Genomic DNA, 23,252 nt, shown 5'->3' with positions numbered 1-23,252 from the left:
TCACGTACGTTCAATGCAATAAAGCGCAGAATCGTACAGTTATAACCCCTATTTCAACATGCTATTCTAACCTGTTTATTGTAACATGCTCTTTTTGCGAATGCCATAACATGTCCGTACAAGTCAACCCGCTTCCCGGACGGATCAGGTAATTGGCTAGCGACCAAGTTTCGGGAGGTTTTCACCGCTCTGCCGGCTGCCCCTGCCCTGGAGAAGCTCTGCGAAGATTAACTTCAAGCTCATCCCCGGATTCCAGCGGAGGTAACCCTTCCTCCGCCAATTGCCGATTGACGGCAGCGTACAGATCGCCCATCGGCACGAAACGATCGTTCAAGTACATGACCCATTCGTCGTTCTCCACGTCGTAAGCAACCCGGCCGGCAATAATAGAGGTTTGCCTTTTATCGCCCATCCGTCGCCTTACACGAAAGCAACGGTCTTATTTTGATAGACGAGCAATCTGTCTTCCACATGCCATTTGACCGCGCGGGCCAGAACGATTCTCTCGATATGGCGCCCGATACGCTTCAGTTCAGATACGTCGTCGCGATGAGTAACGCGCTGGATATCTTGCTCGATAATCGGTCCGCCGTCCAGTTCTTCCGTTACGTAATGCGCCGTTGCTCCGATCAGCTTGACTCCGCGATTGTAGGCTTGCTGATACGGCTTGCCGCCGACGAACGCCGGCAAGAACGAATGGTGAATGTTAATGATGCGGTTATGGTACTGCTCGATGAATTTCGGCGAAACGATTTGCATATACCGGGCAAGTACGATCAGATCGACTTTCCCTGCCGTTAACTCCCGCTGTTGTTGCTCCGCTTGCGCTTTCGTTTCGGCCGTAACCGGAACATGGTGGTAAGGAATGCCGAAAGATTCGACTAAACCTCTCATATCGTCGTGGTTGCTAATGACCATGCTGATCTCTGCGTCCAGGTCTCCCGCTTGCCATTGCCACAACAGCTCCGTTAAACAGTGATCTTCCTTGGATACGAAGATCGCGATTCTCTTGCGCCTAGCTGCGCGGAAAATACTCCATCTCATCGTAAAGCGATCCGCGATACGCGTGAAATCCTCTTGAAGCGAAGACAAGCGCTGCTCCAATTCTTGCAGATCGAATTCGATCCGCATGAAGAACATGCCGCCTTCCGGATCCATCGTATATTGGTCGGATTGCACGATGTTCGCGCCTTGCTCATATAGAAATTGCGACACCGCCGCTACGATTCCCGCCTTATCCGGACAGGAAATCAACATTCGAGCCCGTATGCTTTTGTCATCATGCCGTTTGGATTCTTGTTGCTTGTAACTCTGACTCATCGTCCCTACTCTTCCTCTCTACATAACGCATCTATACTCTGTGTAATTTATTGATTAGACAACCAATCCTGGCCTGCGAGAAATCCGAGCAAGCGGTGATTAACCGCTTCTTCGCTGTAATCGCCAGGCAGAACGCGATGCTCCATAAGCATATCGTACAGACGTTCCATCGGTTCACGAGGATCCGCCTTTCTTGCTTTAGCGTCGGATTTCAGCAACTCCCACGTATTGAGCACGTACAGACGGGAATCGATGCCCACTTTATCGTAGAAATGGTGGAGGCGCTCCACATCCTCAAGAAACTCGCCGCCGAATCGCTCTTCCGTATCTCCGCGAAGCATAGCGATCTCTGCCTCGTACATTGGACGCTCGTCCTTTTCCTGTTTCCCGATCCAAGGCGTCTCCAGAATGAACGGCTTGTCCTTCAGCAACTCATGCCCGACGACTCCCGAGATTCCTTCGTACCCAATCCAACCAGAACCGATGGGAGCATGGCGGTCTTTACCCGCTCCTACTGGGTTTTTGCTATCATTAACATGCACGACCGCGATCCGGTTAAGGCCGACGATGTCGTCGAACTTACGAAGAACGCCGTCGATGTCGCCTACGATGTCATATCCCGCATCATGAATGTGGCACGTGTCCATACATACGGTCAGACGGTTATTTAATTGAACCTTCTCGATAATTTGCGCCAGCTCCTCGAAGCTGCGCCCGATCTCCGTGCCTTTGCCCGCCATCGTCTCCAAAGCGATATTCACGTCGGTTTCTTTCGTCGCTTCGAGCACCTCGTTTAATCCTTCGGCGATACGGGCGATTCCGTATTCCGCATCTTTGTCCGTGTAGGCACCTGGATGCAATACGATATTTTTGACGCCGATTTTGTGCGTACGGCGAATTTCTTCCTGCAGGAACTCGACCGCTAACCGGTACGTATCTTCCTTATAAGATCCTAGATTAACGATATATGGAGCATGAACGACGATTTCGTTAATCCCGTTGCCCGCCATCATCTCTTTACCTTCCGGAATATATAAATCCTCGATCGGTTTACGGCGGGTATTCTGAGGCGCTCCCGTGTAAATCATGAAAGTGTTGGAACCGTAAGTAACGGCTTCTTTCGTTGCCGTCAACAAACCCTTATCGGAAAATGAAACGTGCGATCCTATCTTCAACATTTTATGGCTCCTCTCACTGGACGATCCGTACCCCGCAAACGTTGTCGGGGCCTGTTTTGACAATACTTCCTTTATTGTATCGCGAACGTCGAAATAAATCTAGAAATGCGATATAATTTCAAGACGAGGTGATAGTTATGAAATCGACGCCCGACTGGTTTATGTACTTCATTGGATTCTGGACCATCGTGCTCGTGTTGTTCATGTGTATTGGCGGTTTTTTCATGTTCCGCAAGTTTCTGAAGGTGCTGCCTCAGAGAGACGGAAAGTCAAAGCTGGATTGGCAAAATTATTGGGTAGATCGTAGCCGCGAGCTATGGACGGAAGAATCCAAGGACATGCTACATAAGCTGGTTTCTCCTGTACCCGGTCCTTTCCGGGACATCGCCAGCCATTCCATCGCTGCCAAGATTGGCCAATTAGCCGTGGAAAGCGGCTCGTCCGAGGTGACGAAAGACCATTGCATCGAAGGCTATATTCGGGCGACGCCCCCTCGAGACCACCGCAGTCTGAAGGACTTTCTGGAGAAAAATAAAATCGATTATTCGGCCTACAACCACCTGCTGAAATAAGGCAGGTTGGCGAGCCTCTATCGGAAAAAACGAAACCTTTAGTATTTTGTCACGTCTAACCTCTGTAGGAGGTGTAAGTCACATGACGAAAAAACACAGCAAAACGGCTATGGCCATGAGCGTTGCCGTACTTACCTTGGTTCTGATGGGTACGGCGTGCAGCAGCAACAATTCAAACTCTACGCCATCTGCCAGCCCTTCCTCTTCGGCAAGTTCAAGCCCAAGCTCAAGCGGAGCGCTTGAGACGGAAAGCGCCAGCCCTTCCGCCGAGCCCGAAACGATTACCGATTCCGGTAAATACGTAGGCTTGCAGGATAGCCATTCTATTGAAATCACGACGGACAAGGGGTCCATGGCTTTCCAAGTCAGCCCGGAGATCGCCGAAAAGGTAGATCTATGGGAAGAAGATACCGCCGTCAAATTCCAATACAAAACGGAAACATTAGAAGCGAACGGCGAGAAAATCGAACAACGGACGATCGTTTCGATCGATAAGCAGTAAGCGACGTGAGGAGGGGCGCAATGCGCCTATTGTTGTGCGGGGGAACCGGATTCATTGGAAAAGCTCTGACGCATGCGCTATTGTCCCGCGGGGACGAAGTGTGGATCATTACGAGGAACAAGCCTTTGAAGCCTTTATACGATGTTACCCTGCCCCATCCTCAATTCGTGACCTGGGCGGAATGGGGCGCAAACCCCGATAATCTGAGCGACATTGATGGTATCGTGAACTTGACCGGGGAGTCTATTAATCAAAGATGGACCTCGAAGGCCAAAGAACGAATACGATCTTCACGCACGGAAGCCGCGGATCGAATCGCGCTCAACTTGAGCCGGATGAGCTCGCCGCCAAGCGTTGTCGTAAACGCATCCGGAATTTCGCTTTACGGCCACTCTGGCGAGCAGATCTTCGATGAAAGCTCACTGGCTAAGCCTGCGGACTTTCTCGGAACGACCGTCGTGGAATGGGAAGCGGCTGCGGATCGGATACCCGTTAAGCGGCTGGTTAAGCTGCGAATCGGTCTCGTCTGTGCTCGCGACGGAGGAGCTTTTCCGCTCATCCGCCTGCCTTATCGCTTATTCGGAGGCGGCCGGATCGGTAGCGGAAAACAAGGACTGCCATGGATTCATCTGCAGGATATGGTCGCGCTCATCTTATTTTGCTTGGATGATCCGACCCTATCCGGACCAGTGAATGCCGTTGCGCCGGATCCGGTATCCAACGACGAGTTCGGCCGTATGCTGGGACGCGTCACAAAGCGACCTCATTGGTTTCCGGTGCCTGGCTTTTTACTCAAATCCTTACTTGGAGAGATGAGTACGCTCGTGCTAACCGGACAGAAAGCGATGCCGCGTAAACTATTGGATCACGGATTTGAGTTCGCGTTTTCGAAGTTGGAAGGAGCCCTGCGGGATATTACCCGCTAGGGCTTCTTTTTTTGTTCCAAACTCCCTTCCAACCCTTCATTATCCTTCTGCATGCTGAAAGCAGTATTGCGAGTTCGCGAGCGTTAAGCAATCCCCGATTTGCAAGGGATATAATTCATAGGGAGCCATCGGTTTATCATTGAGCCGACTTCCGTTACGCGAACCTAAGTCCTTCACTTTCCACTGCTCAGCCTCTCTCACGAACTCGACATGCGCTCTTGAAATTCCCATCGTCTCGTCTACGTGCTGGGCAGCTTCAGATGACCTTCCGATGACCATAGACTTACCTTGCAGAGGGATCCGGTAGCCGGCTTCTTTGGTTTTCCATATCAAACAATACTTTTCCTGTGGGGAAATTTGTTTGTGGTTGAGATAAGCCGTTTGATCGTTCGGCGTAGAAATCCATGAAGTTTCCGCTAAGTAAGGGTTCTCTTGATTAGCGCTTTCCTTCACTGAACGATCCGATGGGCTATTGAATCGTTCAAAGGATTGTAGCGACGAGTTCGCATTTCCGTATTCATCCTTGTTTACATTTGAATTTATATTCGGGAATCTCGGAATAGCCCGATGATGAGGTTGATTATCCCAATCGTTATCCGCCTTAGCGGACTTAAACGAATCGTCGATTTCTCGGCTGCTCGGCTGCACTGCCCCTTTTTGCGTTTTCTTGAATCGATTAGGCATTCCATTCCATAAGTAAAAGATTCCCGCGGTCAAAATCAAAGTTAAACAAAGACAGGCTAACAACTTCTGGTGGCTAGGTTGGTTTAAGTAGATAAATCGCCATGCAACGGCCACCAAGAACAATGACACACACACGACCACGATACGCCATCGCCCGATATCCATGACTCTATCTTCCTGGGCAGGCTCCATCCTGTTCCCCATCGCGGAAAAAAAACCTCCAAGCTTAGACTCAGGCCCATCTCCCCATATTTCGGATACGGGATGAAGGTCGCCGGAAATCGGATGTAATAAGTCCCATGAATGTGGCGATTTCGTATGGCTCGGTTTTATCGAATTTAACGGCACCTCCGGGCGAGCTGCCGCAGATACCGAGGAAATTCCAGGCTTCAATTCATCCGCGCCTTGCGATCTTGCTAAGTATTGTCTTATGTATCGGATAAGTACGATAGGCGTGAATCCCGAGGAAGCGACGAGTCGTAAGATCGATTGCAAAGCATGTCCATCCGGTTCCTTGACTTTCATCATCCAGCGGATAATAAGCCTTTCCAAGTCATCCGCTCTATAAAGCGTCGGCATATCAATTGGAAGGTACGTTAGCTTCAAATCATGCCATTCTTCTCCGATAAAAATAAACTCATCTAGCAACCTAACCCGGTCCGCATCCAGTAAATATAATCTGCACTCTTCCAGCACTTCCGCAAGCCGGCACAAAGCTACTAGCATTTCAGCCATCGACCAAGTCGATGTGCGCAAGGCTTCCGTCAGCATACGTTTGCCAGACAACGCATATCGCAAAGAAATTTGCCCGTCGCACTCTTCCGTCTCCAGAGATAAGAGCCCCGGAATATCGCATTGCTTCAGCATGCTAAGCTGAGTTTCATTTAATTCATCCCGGATAAGCGGAGGATTTCGTTCCAAGATCATCATATGACCTCTCTTCTGCTCAAACCTAACCGACAAAGGCTCCATATTTTCTCTACCCTTTCCCCAATAAGGTCATAAAGCCAGGAGCAACCGCCAACATAAAGGGAAACCGAACACCTTTCCCTGCGGCTAACGGGTGCTTGCCCCAAGGCCACTTCATCTTCCGCCCAACAGATTGTAATCCCGGAAAACGGAGCAACAACAGGACACACGCAATTCCCCCTGCAATAACAATCGAAAGGATGAGCAATTGAAACGTGATCATGGGACCTGCCCAAGCTCCGAATGCACCGAACCACTTCACGTCTCCGCCGCCAATACCTCCAAATCGGTTCATCACATACAGTGGCAGGAATCCGGTCAACGCCCCTACAACAGCTAAACGAAGTCCATTGCCTCCATCTGCAACCCCATGAAACAGAAATCCGCTCACCGCGAACAATGCAGTTAGTTCGTTAGGTATTTTCATTTTCCGCAAATCCGTCCAACATGCCGTAACGAGCAACACGCTTACGGCTGCTAATACCCAGACGCTCATTATTCACCCTCCCCCGCTAGCAACTGCTTGTTTGCCTGCAACTTCGAACGATTGCTCCCATACTTGGCCATTTGCGTTCGATACTTGCCAACTCCACTGCCCTGGAGTCGTTCGACCCGAAACATGCCATGTCCACGTAACCAATCCGGAAGCGTCCGCAGTAGCGCTACCCAGATGTTTAGCTTGGCTTAAGCCGCTTTTGTAGAGGACGGATAGATCAACGACGGTTCCCGGTTCTACACGCAGGACTAGAGTCGCTTTACGTCCCGGTTTCACGGGGTTCGGCTCCAAGGATACGAACGAAACGTTGAACGGGGCTTGATTTTCTTCGTCCACGATTCTGGAGGATGAAGGGCTGCCGCCGATCCAAACCCGCTCCCTTGCAGACTCTCGAACCCTTAATCGCCGACCAAGGAACGGAACTTGAACAGGAAGAACATACTCGGCTTCAACGGTCAGATAAGCTTTACTACGATCATCGAGCTCCGGTAATCCAATGGAACGAATCGTTAATCTCGAGTCGTCCAATATCCGCTCATCCAAAAACTGCTTTACCAGTTGGCTGAATGCCAGCCTAGCCGCATGTTGCTCCAAAGAAAACGAACCGCTTGCGGCTTGCTCCGCCCATTCCTTCATCGGCGAAGGCAAATATTGCCCATACTCGCTAAGTGTTTCTCTGACGCCAAGCCATTTGTCATTCCACTGCTCTATCTGTTGATTGATTTCGGAGCCCCTTACCTGATCGATTCCAAGCGAGATGGGATACCATGCTGATGCAGCCTGTCTCGTAGTTTGCGACAGCGCACCATGCAAAGCCATAGAAATCACGGCTGTCTGCACCATGAAGATTAAGAACAGTACAAACATCATAAATACCGGCATGACAAGCGCTGTTTCTACCGTTACTCCTCCGTGGCAATTATCCGAAAACCTCTTGCTCTTATTGATAAGAACTATCGGCGCTATACGTCGCCTCATAGCGGTTCCCCTTTACCGTTCCTCCTAGATTCCCCATGCGTCCCATCACCTTAAGTAACCCAGGAAAAAACCATAATCTAATGGAAGCACTACCTTCTCCGCTTGCGTAAGTATAGGCTTTACGGAAATCCAAACCTGAAGCATGCTCCACTACGGCAATCGTTCTAGACGTTTGATTAGCCGAACCGCCGTGGACGAGCATGAACAGTCTCAGATAATCGGTGTAATACGTATCCACTTTAATATATTTGGAAAGTTGAATTTTCCCCGTGTTGATTAATAGATTCATATCGAGCAAAGCCTTCGTGATCCCATAAACCAACGCGGCGGCTAATACGAGGAGAGGATGTCCCATCGCTCTGCATTCAATCAGTCCCTCCATAGTTCGAACAGCCAAACGCAATGCGAATATTTCTCCGTAGGCGGCCGCGATATTTCCTGCAGGATTGTTTATTCCATACAAAATATATTCCGCTTCCTGCAAATGAATATTTAATGACGTATCTCCTCCCCCCAGCATTTCTTTAACAAAACCGGGGTCATAGTGAGACAGCCTAGACATCGTATATTCAGAGAAATACAACTGATCTCTGGCACCTAATACGGAGTCTTCGAGAATATCCATAAGCCCGCTAGTTGCCGACATCGCCGCATCCCGACCATCGGAAGGATCGTTTGCCCGGGTCGCCGTAGCATGTTCCTCTTCCGCTAGATTCCATTCTCTATTGCTGGCATACAAAGCGGACGTTCGCTCGAATGCTTCTTTCTCCTCCGCAGATCCGGAGTTCCCTGACAAGGACCCGAGAAAATTCGATGCTCCTGACCAAGCCGTCTTCGCTTTTTCCTCCTCCTGTTTACGTTCGTTATCGTGCGAACGATGAGCCTCGAAAGTCGCTTTGCGGGCGGCAAGAATTGTTCCGCCCGAACCGTAAGCCGCTCCAAACTCATTTAGCATACTTTGCATTTTTGAATATCCGGATTGCAATGACGAGCCCATTCCCGTGGAACCCGGAACGGAAGCGACTAGGGAAGAACAGGATGCCGCCTCGCTTGCAACCATTAAAGCTTTCATATGTTGAGTCCTGATTTCATCAAAGTAATGGTCGAAGAAAGCTGGCTCCAGCACTAAATCCTCTGCTGATTTACGAAGCTCTTTCATCGTCTCGATATGCCCCGAGTCTATACCCGAGCCATCTCCTTCCGATGGCTCATTATTAGAAATCTGCGGCATTGAGTTGGCTTGGTCAATATACGCTTTCATTTCATCGTTAGCTGTTTTTGCTTTCGTAACCGCTTCGTTAGCTTCCCGCAGGAATCGATCCGTTTCTACCCTAATCGCGGCAGCACTCTGACTTAAGGAAACAGACAGGCTTCGTGCGCTCGCTTCATACGCTGCAACTTCGGCTTCGTAACGGGGGCCTTCCGGTTTGTTGGCTTCGTCATCCGGTTCTTCTCCATTTTCTTCTCGCTTTCTTTGTTCCTCTTCCCAGGATTGCACGGATTTTCGGCGGGCTTCGTCATCTAATCGCTTCACAACATAATCTTCATACGAACCTACGATACCGCTCATGGAACCTACCTCTGACGCTACCAATTGCTGAACCGTCGAGCCTTGCTCTCTCTGTTTGCTCAACGCTTCGTCGAAGGCCGACTCGCGACGATCGTATGCCTTCCTCATTTTCTCAAGCAAGTCAACGGTTCTCGTCGCTTCCTTCACGGCCCCCGACACTCCGCGAAAGCGAGAGGCCACTTCAAGCGTAAGATCGATCGGAGCCTTGTATTTCATTTCCTCGAGAATTTGCCTCCTGAACACCTCGTGAGTCGCTAACGGACGGCTTTCGGTAACTTCCGTCGCCTCCCACTTCGTATCAAGGAAAGTGAAGGCCCCCTCACCCTGAGATGCCGTATTCCCCTCTACGGTTTCCCGGAACAGTTCATTTGCCTGTTCTCCTCCTCTAATAAATAATCCATATCGCGCATAGATGATTGGATCGAAGGAAGACATCGTTGAACGAGCGCCCGATTTCACGGCCAACTCCGTTTGCTTACGAAATGCCGCAACGCGGGCAAAGTCGATAAGCAAAGCGGTTAGCAATATAAAAGCAGCGGTAACCGCGATGAAGTATATCGTAACGGAACCAGCCGTCCCCTGAATGCGCCGAGCATCGGGAGAACGCTCGTCTCGATTATGTAACCCCTCCATTCCCGCTGCCTCCTCACCCATAATCAAATGAATTATTTCTTTCGTTTATTCAGTACTTCTCCCGCTTTATCACGGTAAGCCGATGCCCCTTCGGACGAGTTCTTCATCTTGGCGGCGTAATAGCGGATCAAATCGAACGTGCGAAGAAATTCCGTCGGTTCAACGACCAAAGCGGTCACGTCGGTCTGTGCAGCCCCTCCCCCGCGTAACCATATTAAGGGCTGTGCGACCCAGTCGCTCGTTAAACGAACCCCGATTTCGCGTTTGATCCCGACATTGCGATAGCTCATGTCTCCTGTACCCACGAGAGAGGAAGAAGCCGAGTCATACCCCGCTCTTCTTAGCTTGTCCACCGCTGCGTAGCCTTCTCCTCCAGACATTCCCGGATATACGTCGACTTCTGTCCCTTCATTGCCGGACACGAGCCCGAACAAACCTTGAACAAGGTTGTCGTCGGTTAATCGCCAATATAAACCGTCGTATTGTCCTTCCGGATAAGCTCCCGTTATCGAATTTTTAGCCGAGTTTGACCAAGTGAATGCCGCTCTCTCTGCCATAATGGACGAACTATAATAGAGCAACGCACCTTGAGATATGAATAGAGAGAAAAGAAGCAACAAGAAGGTCATCATCAATACCCAGGGAAATACGAGAGAAGCTTCCAGCGAAATCGAGCCCGACGCATTTCCCCAGCCTTTCTGATCTACCGATAGATTCATCATTTCGTCGTGAACACTTCGTCGGCTTGACCCTCGACCTTTCCCATTAGTTCGCCTAGAAACTCCATAATCCAATCCTTAAAGAAGATAGCGAGAATAATAAGCACCGCTGCGATAAGCACAAGCTCTAACGTCCCCAAACCTTCTTCATCTTTCCATATCGAATCAGCTGACTTTTTACCTAATTGAAATAGATTACCGAGCATAATAAGCATATTAATCATCCCTTCGTTAAAATATCGTTGTTACATCATAAAAATCGTCGGTGCACCAACCAATACCATAATTAACAGAAAAACGATCGTGAGCGGAAATGCCAGCCGAGACGACGCTTGTTCTCCTAACGTTCGGGCAATTGCCTTTCTCTTCTCCCACATCTGCCTTGTTAACTCCCGCAAAGCGGGAACGAAAGCATCCCCTCCTCTTCTGGCATTAATCAGCAAGGTCGTGGCGAATAACTTCACTTCGGGCACGGCACATCTTCGTCCCATCTCTTCCAAAGCGATAGATAAGCTTTCCCCGCGTTTCATTCCTTCGATAGCCGCAATTAACTCGGTATATAGCGGGTTTGAGCTGTTCTGCTTCTGTTCCACCGTTCTTGCTAAAGCCCTCATTACGTTCTCCCCCGCATTAACCATTAGTAACAGCTTACTTAGCAGCTCCGGCAATTCCATGACGATCGACTGCTGCCGCTTCTTCACTTTTCCTGACAGCTCTCTCGCTCTCAGGATCGGAATGCAACCGGCCAGAATGAGCCCAATCAAGAGTAATGCGTGGTTACCTGAACGGATAGCTAGCAATCCCGTAATTAGCAAGACCATGTAACTTAAACCAATACATTCGGCTGCCCAGACGACGATTATCTCTTGGGTACAAGTTCCACCGTTCAATAGGGCTAACGATAATCTCTGCCTATTCAACAAGGGCTGTATCCTCTTCCATATGGATCGATATCTTATAAGAATGATAAAAGGCTCTACTTGCAGACGAAACTTGCTTTGCCGTCGCACTCTCAGCGCATATACGGTCAACCAAGCGTAGAAAGCCGCGATGCCGATCATCCAACCGTTCATCAGCCATCCATTCATAGCCTAATGTCCATAATCCGAAGCATCCACCAACTACAAGCCGCCAATAAAAGCAAGCAGAACGTTAAAAGCAAAATGCCTATTCCTTCATGCAAGGGCTGCATGTAATCCGCAGCCATAAATCCGAGAATTCCGACGAAGGCGAACGGCATGCCCATCATGATCCGAGACTCGAATTTCTTCTGGGAGACCAGTACGGAAACTTCAAGTTCGACTTCTAGTTTCTCCCCGATCAACTGCGAGGTTCGACGGACAACCTCCACTAAATCTCCCCCGGCTCTTTTGCATATCGTGATCACGTCCGCGAAATTCCTCACTTCCTCCAAGTCCGACCGCCTAGCAAAATCCTGCAATCCTGCTTCAAGCTGTTCGCCATTGTTTAATCGATTGGTTATCGCTCTTAACTCCCTCATTAAATCGGACTGGGTATCTCCGATCAGAAGAACAAGATCATTCTCCAACGCCATAAATGCGTTCTCCACCGATCTCCCCGCGGATAGCAGCGAGGATAACGACTGAAGCGCTTCTTTAAATTGCTGCCGCAACTTATCTCTCCTTCTCCTGCATAAAGAACGTGAATACATGCGAGGATACAGCAAGCCTAGAGGAGCCGCCACGGCGGCAATGAATGAATTTCGATACATCATCCATACGGCAATGAAACAAACCGTACAGCCCAAACCGATTGCCCATAAGCGTTCAATTTTGCTTAAATGATACACATGATATTCCGTCATCCCTCCCCCTCCTTCACGAGTCCCGCATCGCGTAGCTTTCGCTTATTCATGAGCGGCTGTATCTGTTGCAGTCGACCAACGAGACGTCCATTGCGTTCGCCCTCTTCCTCGAACCGGAACAACGTGCTTAGTTCGATTTCGCCATTCCGCATCCCCGTCACTTCGCAAATTTCCGTTATTCGCCGCGAGGAATCGCGGTATCTCCCTAATTGGACGATGATATCCAGCGCCGAAGAGATTTGCTGCCGGACGACGGCAACCGGCAAATCAGCTCCGCTTAGCACCATCGTTTCGAGACGGGAAAGCATATCCTTAGCCCCATTGGAGTGTCCTGTGGATAAGCTCCCTTCATGCCCGGTATTCATCGCCTGCAGCATATCAAGCGCTTCCGCCCCCCTAACCTCGCCGACGATGATTCGGTTGGGACGCATACGCAAGGAAGCTCGGATCAGCTCGCGTATTCCGATTTGCCCTTTGCCTTCGCTGTTGGCGTTACGCGTTTCCAGCGAAACTAGATTAGAGACTCCTCGAATTTGCAACTCCGCCGCATCTTCGATGGTAATGACCCGTTCATCCGGAGGTATCCATTGGGAAAGCGCGTTTAAGAAAGTGGTCTTGCCCGATCCTGTCCCGCCGCTGATGAACAAATTGTATTTGGCAAGGACCATCTGACGAAGGAACTCCGCGGCTTCAGCCGACAATGCCTCCTTAGTAATCAAATCCTGGATGCTGAGAGGGTTACTTGGGAACCGGCGAATCGTCACGGTTGGACCCTTCAGAGCGATCGGCGGCAACACGACGTGCACCCTAGAGCCGTCCGGCAAACGGGCATCCACGATCGGAGATGCCTCATTCACGATCCGATTCACTCGCCCCACCATGCTTTGGATCAAGTCCTCCAATCTCTCGGAGCTTTCGAAACCCAATTGGACCGCGCTCAACTCCCCCCTTCTCTCGATATAGATCTCATCATGGGAATTGATCATGATTTCCGTAATTTCTTGATCCTCTAATAAAGGCTGTAACGCATCCAGTCCGCGAAAGGAATGAAACAGCCTCATAACTGCCGCTTTGCGTTCCGCAGCCGTCATTTGTTTCGTCCGTTCCCTTCGAAACAGCTCGCTTTCGATCAACTGTCTCAATTCCTCATCCGAAACCGAGCTATCCCAAGACAAACGGGACCGAACGGAATCTCTTAACTCAGACAGCTCCTCTAACGTGAGTCCGCTGTATTCCATGAGCCCCCTCCCTTCTTCGTCTATCGTTAGAACCTCCTCCTTCTAACTCTAGACCGTTTAGTAATTGGTCGATTGCCCCGGAATAAGCTGGGGAAGCTAACAATCTTCCCGGTTGGTCAATCGCTTTCCATTGGGGGATATACGGCAAGATGAATGCCGGCGAAGAGCCAGGTAATGGCCAATGATTCAGCAACCCGTTCGTATTTCCTTTGCTCAATACAAATGAAAGCTTGTGCATGCGTCCGTTGAAAGGCTCCTGCCAATAACGCAGTAATTTCTCGCTCTTCATCAGCGATTGCGCATCATCAAGTACTAGCCAAATCACCTTGTCGCTCATCTGAAGCAAGCTGCAATGCCACTCTCCCGCACCTGAATCCGGATCAACGACGATAAGATCGTAACGCCCCGTCTCACGGATTTTATCCAATAACATCTTCAAGAGCTCGGAAGTAAGAGCTAGCCGTTCTCCGGGATGATCGGGTGCATCCAGATAGTCTGCTCGCAGCTGCGGTTGATGACGGCAAAGCTGTTTCAGCAAGGGCTCCCACTGCTCGGGATAAGTTTGCATAGCATACAGCAGCCTGGATAAACTATCCGGCTCGCCTTTGCCGAACAGCAAGGAAGTCGCGTTCAAAGCTTCCAAATTCAAATAAAAAGTTCTTAACCCCCGTTCACCGGCTTGTCGAACTAGATTTAACCCTGCAGTTGTTTTACCTGTTCCTCCGGAAGGGGAATACATCGTTACGATTTGACAGCCTGATATCGCAGAGACAGCTGATGGGCCCACATCATCCCGAATGTTAGATAAGATGAGCGGAAGCGGTTGGTACTGCATGATCTCGGTCCATTGCCCTTTAGCAGCCCCCTTCTCCTCTACTAACGCCAAGATTGTCCCAACCTTGCTGATCTCTCCGACCATCGCCCTCAGGAAATCCGGCTGTCCGATCAATAAATCGACAGAGCGATTATCCAGCAATTCCCTACGCAATGCACTATCGTGCGTATAGGCTGCAACTTCCCACGTTGGCTCCTCTTCCCTCAAGTATTCTGCAAGCTTTGCGACGTATTCGCGCTGTGATATAGCTAAAACAACTCTCTTCATCGCCAACTGACCTCCTATCGGAATAAAACAAAAAACCGCAAACCCCGACGAGATTTCGTCAGAATTTGCGGTGCTTCCGCTTAACTTTTTTTGATGTATCGATAAGATACCATGGGTTTCCATTTTCGTCAACAACCGTTTTTTCGGTCGGCGGCAGTGGGGGAGGCGATTAATCTATTTGCTTTTCCCCTATTAAGATCGGCTAACGTAATCGGCCATCGACGATACTTCAAGCTTGCCGGGAGATGCCGGCGCAAATGCCTTGCCTCCCGAATTCCTCTTCAGAAACTGCACCGTCCTCGGGATTCCCGGCAGAAGATCGAAGAAATTATCCGAGAACACGCCCTCTTCCTCGGATTGCAACCATACTTGCTTCGCTAGGCTGCGCGATGTCAATACAAACGTCGAGCCCGAGCTCCCTTCGACCTCCGTTGCTTCAATCTCCGGTTCCCATACTAATTGCAAATCCTTCGAGTAACAGAAATAATGCTCTTTGCTATCCAGCACTTCCCCCTCGTGAAGGAGCCTCGCGACTAACACGGTCCGATTCGAATCATATTTATCCAATAAATCGCCGATGGATAGGTCTAGCAATTGAACGGCCGTGTTGGCTGGCACTTGAATAGGGTACAACGCCTGCTCCAGCACTTGGCCTTGGAAATCGTGCAACCGCCATTCCAAAGTTCCTGATATCGGCTCCAGAATGTCCGATACGACGTGGAACTCTAACCGATCGTCGTTCTGATCAATCGATAACAGCACGTCTCGGAAGCTTCTCCGCGCATAATATTGGACGGCTTTCCATCTCCCGAGATAATCCATGCTCGACCAAGAAGCGACCGGCCAGCAATCGTTCATCTGCCAATATAGCGTGCCCATGCAATAGTCCTTATTTCTCCGATGGGCCTCGATTGCCATCTTCATTCCTTCCGCTTGAAGCACTTGGCTCATATAGAGGAACGAGACGAAGTCCTTCGGATCTTTCAGATACTTGTCGGAGTACTCTTTAATCAAGAAATTTCCCCGACCGTTCTTCTGATGATGAAGCATGACCTCCGAATCCAAAGCCATCTGATCCTCGTTTGCGTATGTCCGAACGGTTTTATACTCGGGGAACGACTGGAACCCGTACTCGCTCATAAATCTTCCCACGTTATGCTTGTAATTCTCGAACGGCTCGGAGGCATGCCACACGGCCCAGAAATGAATGTCGCCGCTTGAGGACCTATTCGTTGCATGTTGAGTAATATCATTCGTAACGGCTTGCATCGGAGAGGAAGGCCAATAATCCGTTTCAGGTGCAAGCTCGGCTACGACTTCGGGAAGCAGTTGATGGAAGATCGCTTCATAATCGGCCCACAACTTCTCGCGAAGCTCCGGTGAATACTGCTTCTTCCAGCCCCAGCCTCCATCTTCGTCGAAATGCGACCATGCTCCGTCGATTTCGTTATTCCCGCACCATAGAGCGATGGAAGGATGATTCCGCAATCTTCTGACGTTATCGACGGCTTCCCCTCGAACATTGTCCAAAAAGGCCTGATCCCCCGGATACATGCTGCATGCGAACATAAAATCCTGCCATACGAGAATACCGTACTCGTCGCACAAGTCGTAAAATACATCCTGCTCGTATATACCGCCGCCCCAAACCCGAAGCATGTTAAAATTCGATTCCACCGCGCTCGCGATTTCATGCCGATAGCGCTCTGGAGTTACCTCCGTAAAGAAGCTATCGTTGGGGATATGGTTAGCGCCTTTGGCAAAGACGGGAACTCCGTTCAATTCGAAATAAAAGGACGTCCCGCGCTCATCCGGTTTACGAATCAGCTTTAACGAGCGCAGCCCCGAGCGAACCAAGCGGTTGGCACTCTCGTGCTGCCCCGAACTGAGCTTCGCCAGGAAGGAATATAAATTAGCCTCGCCCAACCCTCTGCTCCACCATAGCTTAGGATTCAAAATCTCTATCGCTACTTCAACGGTTTGGACACCCGGAACAAGCTCGACGGTTTTCTCCCAATGATGCCCTTCTTCCGTGACGACCGATATTTCGCCGATTCCCGCTATCTCCGACTGAATTTCTAAGACAGCTTTTCCAATGGCAGAACGTGCCGACACTTCCGACTGATGAATGTACAAATCCTTTATCCGATAACCTGTCCAACCTTGTATAAGGATATCCTTACAAATGCCGCTCGTGACGAACCTCGGTCCCCAGTCCCAGCCATAATGATAAGGAGCTTTCCGGGAAAATACGCTTAGCTTCCGATCTCCTAGTCCTCCCGTTACCGAATCGTCATTCGACGCAGGATATCCGAATCCGTTAGCTTCCAGCTTGGTCAACCCTTCTTCAATAGGCGAGCGGAAAACGATCCTCAGACGATTACCTTTCGCGATAAGCTGCGATTTGACTTCGATTGTCCACGTACGGAACATGTTATTGGCGGAAAGCACGTGGATATCGTTCAAATAAACTTCCGCATATGTATCCAAGCCATTGAATACGAGCTCCGCATGAGAGTGTGCAAGAAGCTCCAGCGGGGCATCGAACTCGACGGCATATTCCCAATCCTTGCGGTCTATCCATTGCAATTGCTTCTCGTTCGTCCCTTCGAAGGGATTCGGAATAAGTCCGTTGTTTAGTAAATCAGAATGAACGCATCCCGGAACGCGAGCCTGTAACCAAGCATGATCGTCGACCGATTTGAACTTCCATTCCGTTAGCGCCAGTTTAAACTCAGACATGCGAAACCTCCGTTAGTACATAAGTTATAATTGTTATGCTAATATTATTAAATAACAATAACAATTACAATACTAACATAAGAAAAAAACCGCGATACCTACGTCATAACGTTAGGAATCGCGGTTTATTTGGTAAGCTTCCGGCTAATCTTTGTCCACCAAGTCGCGTTGCAAATAGGTTTCCAATGTATTCGTAATCTCGTACGTCGTTTGCCCTAAATCATAATTCTCGAAGGAATGCTCGCATGAACCGCGATACTCCATCTCAAGATCGTAGTGGCTGAGATGTCTAGCAATAACATCCTCCGCCAAACCTAACTTGCGTTCTCGTTCTTCCACCGTTCTGCGATCTGCATACAGGAATAATCGAATAACCTTGTCTCCATATATCTTCTTCAATATACTAGCGCCTTCGTGATTCAGAATAAGGTACAGCGATTCATGGTCGTCAAGCTTGCTCTCGATATCCAAGCTTCGGATGCCGTAGAAATTGCCGTCAATCTCAACGCTTTCAAGAAATTCGCCTTGCTCCTCCATTGTCCTATAAGCGTCATGTGAGATGAAATGATAATCCTGGCCGTTCACTTCACCCGGTCTTGGCAAGCGAGTAACGAAAGAAACTATCTTATCCATCCCGAATGTTTGTCCTACCGCTTCCGCCACCGATTTCCTTCCCGACCCGTCCGGCCCTGTATAGACAATAATCTTGTTCCTATCTTTACGTTCGTACATTAGCACCATCTCCTCTACATGAAAAAGATGAATCCTCAAATGCAGAATTTTCCGATAATTATTAATTATAGTGGATATACGTCCATATCGTCAATTGTAAGCGTGTTATTGGGCGATTAACGGTAAATCTCTCGGTAAATCGACGATTATCACGCTTTTTGGCTTATCGGCAGTCTCTTTTAATCGCTAACGTCCACATATTCCCAACATTAAGAAGCCCTCAATTTTCGATTTTACGGACAAGCCGCATGCTATACTTCCACTTGTCACACAGATCAACCAGAGGAGGATTTATATGACTAAAAATAACCAATTCAAAAAACTGATCATCGGCGCCGCTTGTTTCATGGTAATTGCCACAGGCGTCGGCATGGGTCAACATTCCACATATGCGGCAACATCTGCTTCTACCTCAGTAGCGAAGGCGGGCGTAGCCACTGCCAGCGCGGCTTCCGCGAAGAAAATTGACGCGGTCATCTCTTTTGCCAAATCGTTGCAAGGTAAAGTAAAATACAAATTCGGCGTGAACAATCCAAGCAAGCTGTGGTTCGATTGTTCCTCCTTCACGAAATACGTATTTGCCAAACAAGGAATCAACCTGAAATGGGGCTCCAGCGCTCAAGCGAAGCAAGGCGTCTACGTATCCAAAAGTAATCTAAAAAAAGGCGATCTCGTGTTCTTCAGCGTCGCGACGCCCGGTAAAATCAACCATGTCGGTATCTATATCGGTAACGGCAAATTCATTCAAAACACAATCGGAAGCTCCGTCAACGGCGTTATTATAAGCGACTTGAGCAAATATTCGAAACGTTACATTACGGCTCGCAGAGTAGGTTAAGTCAACCTATGGCAAACCCCCGCCAGCTTAAGCTGTCCGGGGGTTTGTTCGTCATTTATTCCGATTTTCTAGTCTTGAAAACCTCTCCGATCGCCCCAATGCTTCCTAACGTATCCACCGCGCTGACCGGTAGGAATACTTTATTGGAAGCTCCTTTGGATATCTCGTTTAAGGTTTCGAAAGAATAATAAGCAAGGACCTTCTCGTCCAATCCCGCCGAGCGTAACAACTCGATTCGGATTTTCTCCGCTTCCGCGACCGCTTGAATGGCTTTCGCTTGACCTATCGCCTCAAGCTCTTGGGCTTGGCGCAGGCCCTCGGCTTGGCGAATGCGCGCCTCCTTCTCCCCTTCCGCCTTCAGGATTTTGCTCTGCTTGTCGCCTTCGGAACGAAGAATCAAGTCTTGCTTGGCTGCCTCCGCCTCCAATACGATCGCCCGCTTGCTCCGCTCCGCCTTCATCTGCTTATCCATCGCTTCTTGAATATCAGCCGGAGGTTTAATGTCGAGCACCTCTACGCGTTCGATTCGAACGCCCCATTTCTCCGTTGCTTCGTCTAACGCAAGACGAATGTTGGAGGAAATACGTTCTCTGCCGGATAAAGTCTCATCGAGCTCCATGTTACCGATAATTTGACGTAACGTCGCCGTCGTAATGTTGCGCACGCCATATACGTAGTCAGAAATGCCGTATGTAGCCTGATCCGGAGCTACGATCTGATAGAAAATGATCGTATCGATCTGTACCTGTACGTTATCCTTCGTGATTACGGTCTGCGGTGGAACGTTTGCCTGTTGAATTCGCAAATCGTGATTCACGCGAACGTTATCGATGAACGGAACGAGGATGTTTACCCCCGGCGTTAACAGCCTGTTGTATTTACCGAGCCTCTCCACTACGCCGACTCTTTGTTGCGGGACGATCTTAACCGATAAAATCACAATAAATAAGATCACGATAAGAATCAGTACAACGACATAAATCATTCCATTGAACCTCCCCATTTTTGAACTTCCAATACGGTCGTCCCTCGACTAATTACCCTAACCGGGTCATCCTTGCTCAATAAGTCCAACGAAGTGGCACTCCATGTTTCATTTCCTACTTTCACGATGCCTGGACTTCCAGGGGAGATGGCTTCAACCACGATTCCTTGTTTGCCCACCAGTTCATGAATCGCATCCCGATACCCGCGGGATTCCCGGGCACGCCGCGTTAGCCGCTTCGTGAACACGGTTAATATCAGCGCAGCGAGCCCTCCTGACAGCGCCTGCACCGCGACCCCTTCTGGAACGATCGAAGCGACGGCTGCCGCGATGACAGCCCCGGTTCCGAGCCAGAGCAAATAAAATGTCAGCGTCAGCATTTCCGCTATGAGCAACACGCCCGCGACAATGATCCAGATCGCCCACCATTCCATCCCGTCGCCCCCCTTTGCTCCTTCTTACATATTTACGATTTCTTATTCTTCATTATGACAACAGAAAAAGCTCCCCGGAGATGTAGGTAACATCTCGGAGAGCTAAGGTTAGCTTGTCTTTATTAATTATGGGTTTGCCGCAGAGGCAGAGGCGGATTCCGATGCTGCCGGAGAAGGGCTCTCCTTCTTGGCAGCCTCTTGTTTCGCAGCTTCCTTCGCTTTAAGCAATTCGGCCTGGCCTTTTTGCTGGATCTCCTTCACCGCCTCATCCACCGACTTCTTGTCCGTCATTACGGCGTCAACCTCATCCTTGACGATAGTGCTAAACGTCCCGAAGAAGCTAGTTGGAGCTTTCATATATTCGTTGTTCGTATTCGCCTTCGGTTCGAGCTTATAGAAAGGCTCCATACTCCGGCCGTCTTTGTCCGCGTTATAAGCTGTGCGGCTCATTAGATTGCCGTAACTGGATTTGGACTTTAATTTTGCGAAAGCATCGCTATTGATATATTTCACAAACTCCCACGCCGCACGAGGACTGCCGGCGTTTGCGCTTACCGCAAAAGTATTGCCAAGGCTGAAGTAGCTGCTTTGATTCCGGTTATTCGGATCGACGGGTGCCGTAACGATTCCCCAGTTAACCGGAGTTACATTCTTCAATTGTTCCTTCGCTTGAATGATCTGCTGAACCTCATAGCTATACTTGAAAGACATAGCGGATCTACCCATGATGAACAGATTTTGCTTGAACATATCTTCCATAGTTGAGAAGTTGAAATTACGATCTGCCTCTGAAGGAACATACAGCGCCCCGGACTTCGCGGCATCTACCGTCGACTGAAACACTTTTTTCCAAGAATCCGTATTGATGTTTAGATCGGAAGCGTCTCCGTTTAGAATTCTGAGATCTTGCGCCGAACCGATCGTCTGGATCAAATTATCAAGCGTCATATAAGTATCCGTTGTCAGACCGTAAATTCTCTTATCTTTGTCCCCGTCTGTAGGAAAACGTTTCGCAAGGTCGAAAATCTCTTCCCAGCTCATCGAATCGCGAGGCAGATCTACGCCGTACTTCTTAAACAAATCAACATTATAAAATAGGGCAGCGCTTGAGAAGTCAGTAGTCAGACCGTACAGCTTGCCGCCCCCTTGCTCCCGTAACAACTTTAAGATAGCCGGATGGATACCCTCAAGGTCGAACTTGTCCTGCTCGATTACGGAATCCAACGCTAACAACTTACCGTCTTGCGCAAACTTTTCATACTGGTCTGGTTGGAGCAATAAGACGTCCGGTTTATTGGTTTCAATAAACTTATTAAATCTTTCTTCCATCGTATCCGTTGAATCTTCGCTATAAATTGATTGCATATTAACGACTTCGATCTCTACATTCGGGAATTGCGTGGCGAACATATTCCCGTATTCCTGGAAGAAATAATTGCTATCCCAGAACATCACTTTGATTTTGACTTGTTCGTCTTTGCCTAACGGCTCCAATTTGCCTTCGCTTTTGCTTCCTCCTCCGCAGGCGCTCAGAAGCACGATCACCAGAGCAAAGATCAAAGACATAGATAATAGTTTTCTCAAACCATATTTCCCCCCTCTTTATAAGTACAATCTCTCCAAATATATACCAATTTTGTAGTTTGTACCTTAATTTTTTCATAAATTTTCTAAAGTAATTGTAAAATGTTACATTTCATTTAAAAATATAAAAAGCCCATCACTAAGGATAGGCTTACTATTCGACGTGTTACGACTAATGAATACTTTTCTTCTCGATGTTGCCTCCAAGCACGTCCGCAACGTTCGAAATGGAGATAAAGGCACTCGAATCGATCTCGTGCACAACAGCTTTCAGCTTTGCAACTTCGAGTCTTGTGACCACGCAATAGATCATCAACGTGTCCTCTTTGGTATATCCGCCCTTCGCATAGATAAGGGTCGTATTTCTTCCCAGTCTAGCCATAATCGCTTCGGATATTTCTTCGTGCTCCGACGAGATGATGGTTACCGATTTCGATTCATCTAGACCTTCCACTACGATATCCATAACTTTAGCCGCTAGATAAAAAGCAAATATAGAGTACATGGCAGAGTCCGCGCCGAACACGAATCCTGCTACGATGAAGATAAATACATTAATGAACATAATGATCTGACCCACGGGAATACGCAGCTTCTTGGACAATAGTATCGCTACGATCTCCGAGCCGTCAAGAGCGCCGCCAAAGCGAATGACCAACCCTACCCCTAAGCCCAGAATAAGTCCGCCATACAAAACCGCCAATATTTTTTCATTCGTAAAGGGCTCCACATGGTGTAAGAAAGCAGTCGTTACCGACATGACGGCAACACCATAGAGCGTCGATACCGCAAAGGTTTTCCCAATCTGCTTATACCCGATAAATAAGAAGGGCAAGTTGATGATGAAAATGAAAACTCCAAGAGGAACGGTCGTTACTTCCGACAACACAATCGAGATCCCCGTAATTCCGCCATCGATGATTTCATTAGGGACCAAAAAGATTTCGAGAGCTACGGCCATCAAAATGGCACCGACGGTAATGAAAATAAACTTCCTTAGATAGTCTGCAAAGGTTGGCTTTTTGTGGGTTCTGTTTCTGGGCATGTTTAACTCCTTTTCAATTCATCTAAATTTTTCTAATCGGAATAGGTTGTGCGAACTTCCGTTGCATTAAACATCATAGCGCACAATAATTCCATTCGATGAAACAAAAAAACACCCTTAGGGGTGTTTTCTTCGTTCTCCGGCCTGGCAACGTCCTACTCTCCCAGGACCCTGCGGTCC

23 protein-coding genes are annotated in these 23,252 nt (G+C 48.9%); 4 read left to right on the top strand and 19 right to left on the bottom strand.

The window, feature by feature from the left end; translation table 11 throughout:
* Positions 1–181: 181 nt before the first annotated feature.
* The 3 genes from L3D05_RS04285 to L3D05_RS04275 are packed head-to-tail and all read right to left on the bottom strand — an operon-like array spanning position 182 to position 2,498.
* Positions 182–412 carry a hypothetical protein gene (locus L3D05_RS04285; protein WP_239614781.1) on the bottom strand — a complete coding sequence of 77 codons (231 nt, stop codon included), beginning with the start codon at positions 410–412 and terminating at the stop codon, positions 182–184.
* A gap of 8 nt (positions 413–420) precedes the next feature.
* A complete protein-coding gene (gene purU, locus L3D05_RS04280; protein ID WP_239614780.1) occupies positions 421–1,320 on the bottom strand; it encodes a formyltetrahydrofolate deformylase in 900 nt (299 codons plus the stop codon).
* A 47-nt stretch (positions 1,321–1,367) separates the two neighbouring features.
* Entirely contained in the window at positions 1,368–2,498 is a 1,131-nt protein-coding gene (locus L3D05_RS04275) for a deoxyribonuclease IV (protein WP_239614779.1), read from the bottom strand.
* A gap of 137 nt (positions 2,499–2,635) precedes the next feature.
* Here L3D05_RS04275 and L3D05_RS04270 point away from each other — a divergent pair, with 137 nt between their 5' ends.
* The 3 genes from L3D05_RS04270 to L3D05_RS04260 all read left to right on the top strand — a co-directional run bounded on the left by L3D05_RS04270 (position 2,636) and on the right by L3D05_RS04260 (position 4,498).
* Positions 2,636–3,070, top strand: a complete 435-nt coding sequence (locus tag L3D05_RS04270; RefSeq protein WP_239614778.1) for a DUF2621 family protein — start codon at positions 2,636–2,638, stop codon at positions 3,068–3,070.
* A gap of 82 nt (positions 3,071–3,152) precedes the next feature.
* Positions 3,153–3,572: a LytA/YqiH family protein gene (locus tag L3D05_RS04265; protein ID WP_239614777.1), complete on the top strand. Its 420-nt coding sequence runs from the start codon at positions 3,153–3,155 to the stop codon at positions 3,570–3,572.
* Between the two features lie 20 nt (positions 3,573–3,592).
* Positions 3,593–4,498, top strand: coding sequence for a TIGR01777 family oxidoreductase (locus L3D05_RS04260; RefSeq protein WP_239614776.1), 906 nt, complete (start codon positions 3,593–3,595; stop codon positions 4,496–4,498).
* Positions 4,499–4,537: 39 nt separating this feature from the next.
* Here the strand turns inward: L3D05_RS04260 and L3D05_RS04255 are convergent, their stop codons facing one another.
* From L3D05_RS04255 to L3D05_RS04200, 12 genes are all read right to left on the bottom strand, one after another.
* Positions 4,538–6,154, bottom strand: a complete 1,617-nt coding sequence (locus L3D05_RS04255; protein WP_239614775.1) for a DUF6382 and FHA domain-containing protein — start codon at positions 6,152–6,154, stop codon at positions 4,538–4,540.
* Positions 6,155–6,161: 7 nt separating this feature from the next.
* Positions 6,162–6,647 (bottom strand): A24 family peptidase, encoded by a 486-nt coding sequence (locus L3D05_RS04250; protein ID WP_239614774.1) that lies wholly within the window; start codon positions 6,645–6,647, stop codon positions 6,162–6,164.
* Between the two features lie 3 nt (positions 6,648–6,650).
* On the bottom strand, positions 6,651–7,625 hold the full coding sequence (locus tag L3D05_RS04245) for a TadE/TadG family type IV pilus assembly protein (RefSeq protein WP_239614773.1): 975 nt from the start codon (positions 7,623–7,625) through the stop codon (positions 6,651–6,653).
* Positions 7,588–9,828, bottom strand: a complete 2,241-nt coding sequence (locus L3D05_RS04240; RefSeq protein ID WP_239614772.1) for a hypothetical protein — start codon at positions 9,826–9,828, stop codon at positions 7,588–7,590. The genes L3D05_RS04245 and L3D05_RS04240 overlap by 38 nt, the downstream gene beginning before the upstream one ends.
* Before the next feature lie 32 nt (positions 9,829–9,860).
* Positions 9,861–10,550, bottom strand: a complete 690-nt coding sequence (locus L3D05_RS04235) for a hypothetical protein (RefSeq protein WP_239614771.1) — start codon at positions 10,548–10,550, stop codon at positions 9,861–9,863.
* A complete protein-coding gene (locus L3D05_RS04230; protein WP_239614770.1) occupies positions 10,547–10,762 on the bottom strand; it encodes a Flp1 family type IVb pilin in 216 nt (71 codons plus the stop codon). The genes L3D05_RS04235 and L3D05_RS04230 overlap by 4 nt, the downstream gene beginning before the upstream one ends.
* Positions 10,763–10,792: 30 nt before the next feature.
* Positions 10,793–11,635, bottom strand: coding sequence for a type II secretion system F family protein (locus tag L3D05_RS04225; protein ID WP_239614769.1), 843 nt, complete (start codon positions 11,633–11,635; stop codon positions 10,793–10,795).
* Positions 11,632–12,372 (bottom strand): type II secretion system F family protein, encoded by a 741-nt coding sequence (locus L3D05_RS04220; protein ID WP_239614768.1) that lies wholly within the window; start codon positions 12,370–12,372, stop codon positions 11,632–11,634. Before L3D05_RS04220 ends, L3D05_RS04225 begins: the two co-directional genes overlap by 4 nt.
* A complete protein-coding gene (locus tag L3D05_RS04215; protein WP_239614767.1) occupies positions 12,369–13,610 on the bottom strand; it encodes a TadA family conjugal transfer-associated ATPase in 1,242 nt (413 codons plus the stop codon). Before L3D05_RS04215 ends, L3D05_RS04220 begins: the two co-directional genes overlap by 4 nt.
* Positions 13,573–14,712: a P-loop NTPase family protein gene (locus L3D05_RS04210; protein ID WP_239614766.1), complete on the bottom strand. Its 1,140-nt coding sequence runs from the start codon at positions 14,710–14,712 to the stop codon at positions 13,573–13,575. The genes L3D05_RS04215 and L3D05_RS04210 overlap by 38 nt, the downstream gene beginning before the upstream one ends.
* Positions 14,713–14,904: 192 nt before the next feature.
* On the bottom strand, positions 14,905–17,454 hold the full coding sequence (locus tag L3D05_RS04205) for a beta-mannosidase (protein WP_239614765.1): 2,550 nt from the start codon (positions 17,452–17,454) through the stop codon (positions 14,905–14,907).
* 144 nt (positions 17,455–17,598) lie between these two features.
* Entirely contained in the window at positions 17,599–18,186 is a 588-nt protein-coding gene (locus tag L3D05_RS04200) for a guanylate kinase (protein ID WP_239614764.1), read from the bottom strand.
* Positions 18,187–18,481: 295 nt separating this feature from the next.
* Here L3D05_RS04200 and L3D05_RS04195 point away from each other — a divergent pair, with 295 nt between their 5' ends.
* Positions 18,482–19,024, top strand: a complete 543-nt coding sequence (locus tag L3D05_RS04195; protein WP_239614763.1) for a C40 family peptidase — start codon at positions 18,482–18,484, stop codon at positions 19,022–19,024.
* A gap of 55 nt (positions 19,025–19,079) precedes the next feature.
* On the opposite strand, the gene L3D05_RS04190 is transcribed toward L3D05_RS04195, so the two are convergent.
* From L3D05_RS04190 to L3D05_RS04175, 4 genes are all read right to left on the bottom strand, one after another.
* Positions 19,080–20,009 (bottom strand): SPFH domain-containing protein, encoded by a 930-nt coding sequence (locus L3D05_RS04190; RefSeq protein WP_239614762.1) that lies wholly within the window; start codon positions 20,007–20,009, stop codon positions 19,080–19,082.
* Positions 20,006–20,443, bottom strand: coding sequence for an NfeD family protein (locus L3D05_RS04185; protein ID WP_239614761.1), 438 nt, complete (start codon positions 20,441–20,443; stop codon positions 20,006–20,008). The genes L3D05_RS04190 and L3D05_RS04185 overlap by 4 nt, the downstream gene beginning before the upstream one ends.
* 126 nt (positions 20,444–20,569) lie before the next feature.
* Positions 20,570–22,027: an ABC transporter substrate-binding protein gene (locus L3D05_RS04180; protein ID WP_239614760.1), complete on the bottom strand. Its 1,458-nt coding sequence runs from the start codon at positions 22,025–22,027 to the stop codon at positions 20,570–20,572.
* Positions 22,028–22,199: 172 nt separating this feature from the next.
* Complete coding sequence (locus L3D05_RS04175) at positions 22,200–23,072, bottom strand: YitT family protein (protein ID WP_239614759.1); 873 nt, start codon at positions 23,070–23,072, stop codon at positions 22,200–22,202.
* Between the last annotated feature and the right edge of the window lie 180 nt (positions 23,073–23,252).

It is taken from the genome of Cohnella mopanensis, assembly GCF_022352055.1.
In the GTDB taxonomy this organism is placed as follows: Bacteria; Bacillota; Bacilli; order Paenibacillales; family Paenibacillaceae; genus Cohnella; species Cohnella mopanensis.
Note: the sequence above shows the minus strand (reverse complement) of the source record. Positions and strands in the feature narration are given on the sequence as shown.

Excerpts from the sequence above, each read along its gene's own strand:
- L3D05_RS04175 (WP_239614759.1), bottom strand. The coding sequence starts at position 23,072 with ATGCCCAGAAACAGAACCCACAAAAAGCCAACCTTTGCAGACTATCTA.
- L3D05_RS04210 (WP_239614766.1), bottom strand. The coding sequence starts at position 14,712 with ATGAAGAGAGTTGTTTTAGCTATATCACAGCGCGAATACGTCGCAAAG.
- L3D05_RS04185 (WP_239614761.1), bottom strand. The coding sequence starts at position 20,443 with ATGGAATGGTGGGCGATCTGGATCATTGTCGCGGGCGTGTTGCTCATA.
- L3D05_RS04245 (WP_239614773.1), bottom strand. The coding sequence starts at position 7,625 with ATGAGGCGACGTATAGCGCCGATAGTTCTTATCAATAAGAGCAAGAGG.
- L3D05_RS04215 (WP_239614767.1), bottom strand. The coding sequence starts at position 13,610 with ATGGAATACAGCGGACTCACGTTAGAGGAGCTGTCTGAGTTAAGAGAT.
- L3D05_RS04265 (WP_239614777.1), top strand. The coding sequence starts at position 3,153 with ATGACGAAAAAACACAGCAAAACGGCTATGGCCATGAGCGTTGCCGTA.
- L3D05_RS04270 (WP_239614778.1), top strand. The coding sequence starts at position 2,636 with ATGAAATCGACGCCCGACTGGTTTATGTACTTCATTGGATTCTGGACC.
- L3D05_RS04255 (WP_239614775.1), bottom strand. The coding sequence starts at position 6,154 with ATGGAGCCTTTGTCGGTTAGGTTTGAGCAGAAGAGAGGTCATATGATG.
- L3D05_RS04260 (WP_239614776.1), top strand. The coding sequence starts at position 3,593 with ATGCGCCTATTGTTGTGCGGGGGAACCGGATTCATTGGAAAAGCTCTG.
- L3D05_RS04275 (WP_239614779.1), bottom strand. The coding sequence starts at position 2,498 with ATGTTGAAGATAGGATCGCACGTTTCATTTTCCGATAAGGGTTTGTTG.
- L3D05_RS04285 (WP_239614781.1), bottom strand. The coding sequence starts at position 412 with ATGGGCGATAAAAGGCAAACCTCTATTATTGCCGGCCGGGTTGCTTAC.
- L3D05_RS04190 (WP_239614762.1), bottom strand. The coding sequence starts at position 20,009 with ATGATTTATGTCGTTGTACTGATTCTTATCGTGATCTTATTTATTGTG.
- L3D05_RS04220 (WP_239614768.1), bottom strand. The coding sequence starts at position 12,372 with ATGACGGAATATCATGTGTATCATTTAAGCAAAATTGAACGCTTATGG.
- purU (WP_239614780.1), bottom strand. The coding sequence starts at position 1,320 with ATGAGTCAGAGTTACAAGCAACAAGAATCCAAACGGCATGATGACAAA.
- L3D05_RS04225 (WP_239614769.1), bottom strand. The coding sequence starts at position 11,635 with ATGAATGGATGGCTGATGAACGGTTGGATGATCGGCATCGCGGCTTTC.
- L3D05_RS04240 (WP_239614772.1), bottom strand. The coding sequence starts at position 9,828 with ATGGAGGGGTTACATAATCGAGACGAGCGTTCTCCCGATGCTCGGCGC.
- L3D05_RS04250 (WP_239614774.1), bottom strand. The coding sequence starts at position 6,647 with ATGAGCGTCTGGGTATTAGCAGCCGTAAGCGTGTTGCTCGTTACGGCA.
- L3D05_RS04205 (WP_239614765.1), bottom strand. The coding sequence starts at position 17,454 with ATGTCTGAGTTTAAACTGGCGCTAACGGAATGGAAGTTCAAATCGGTC.
- L3D05_RS04235 (WP_239614771.1), bottom strand. The coding sequence starts at position 10,550 with ATGATGAATCTATCGGTAGATCAGAAAGGCTGGGGAAATGCGTCGGGC.
- L3D05_RS04200 (WP_239614764.1), bottom strand. The coding sequence starts at position 18,186 with ATGTACGAACGTAAAGATAGGAACAAGATTATTGTCTATACAGGGCCG.
- L3D05_RS04195 (WP_239614763.1), top strand. The coding sequence starts at position 18,482 with ATGACTAAAAATAACCAATTCAAAAAACTGATCATCGGCGCCGCTTGT.
- L3D05_RS04230 (WP_239614770.1), bottom strand. The coding sequence starts at position 10,762 with ATGCTTATTATGCTCGGTAATCTATTTCAATTAGGTAAAAAGTCAGCT.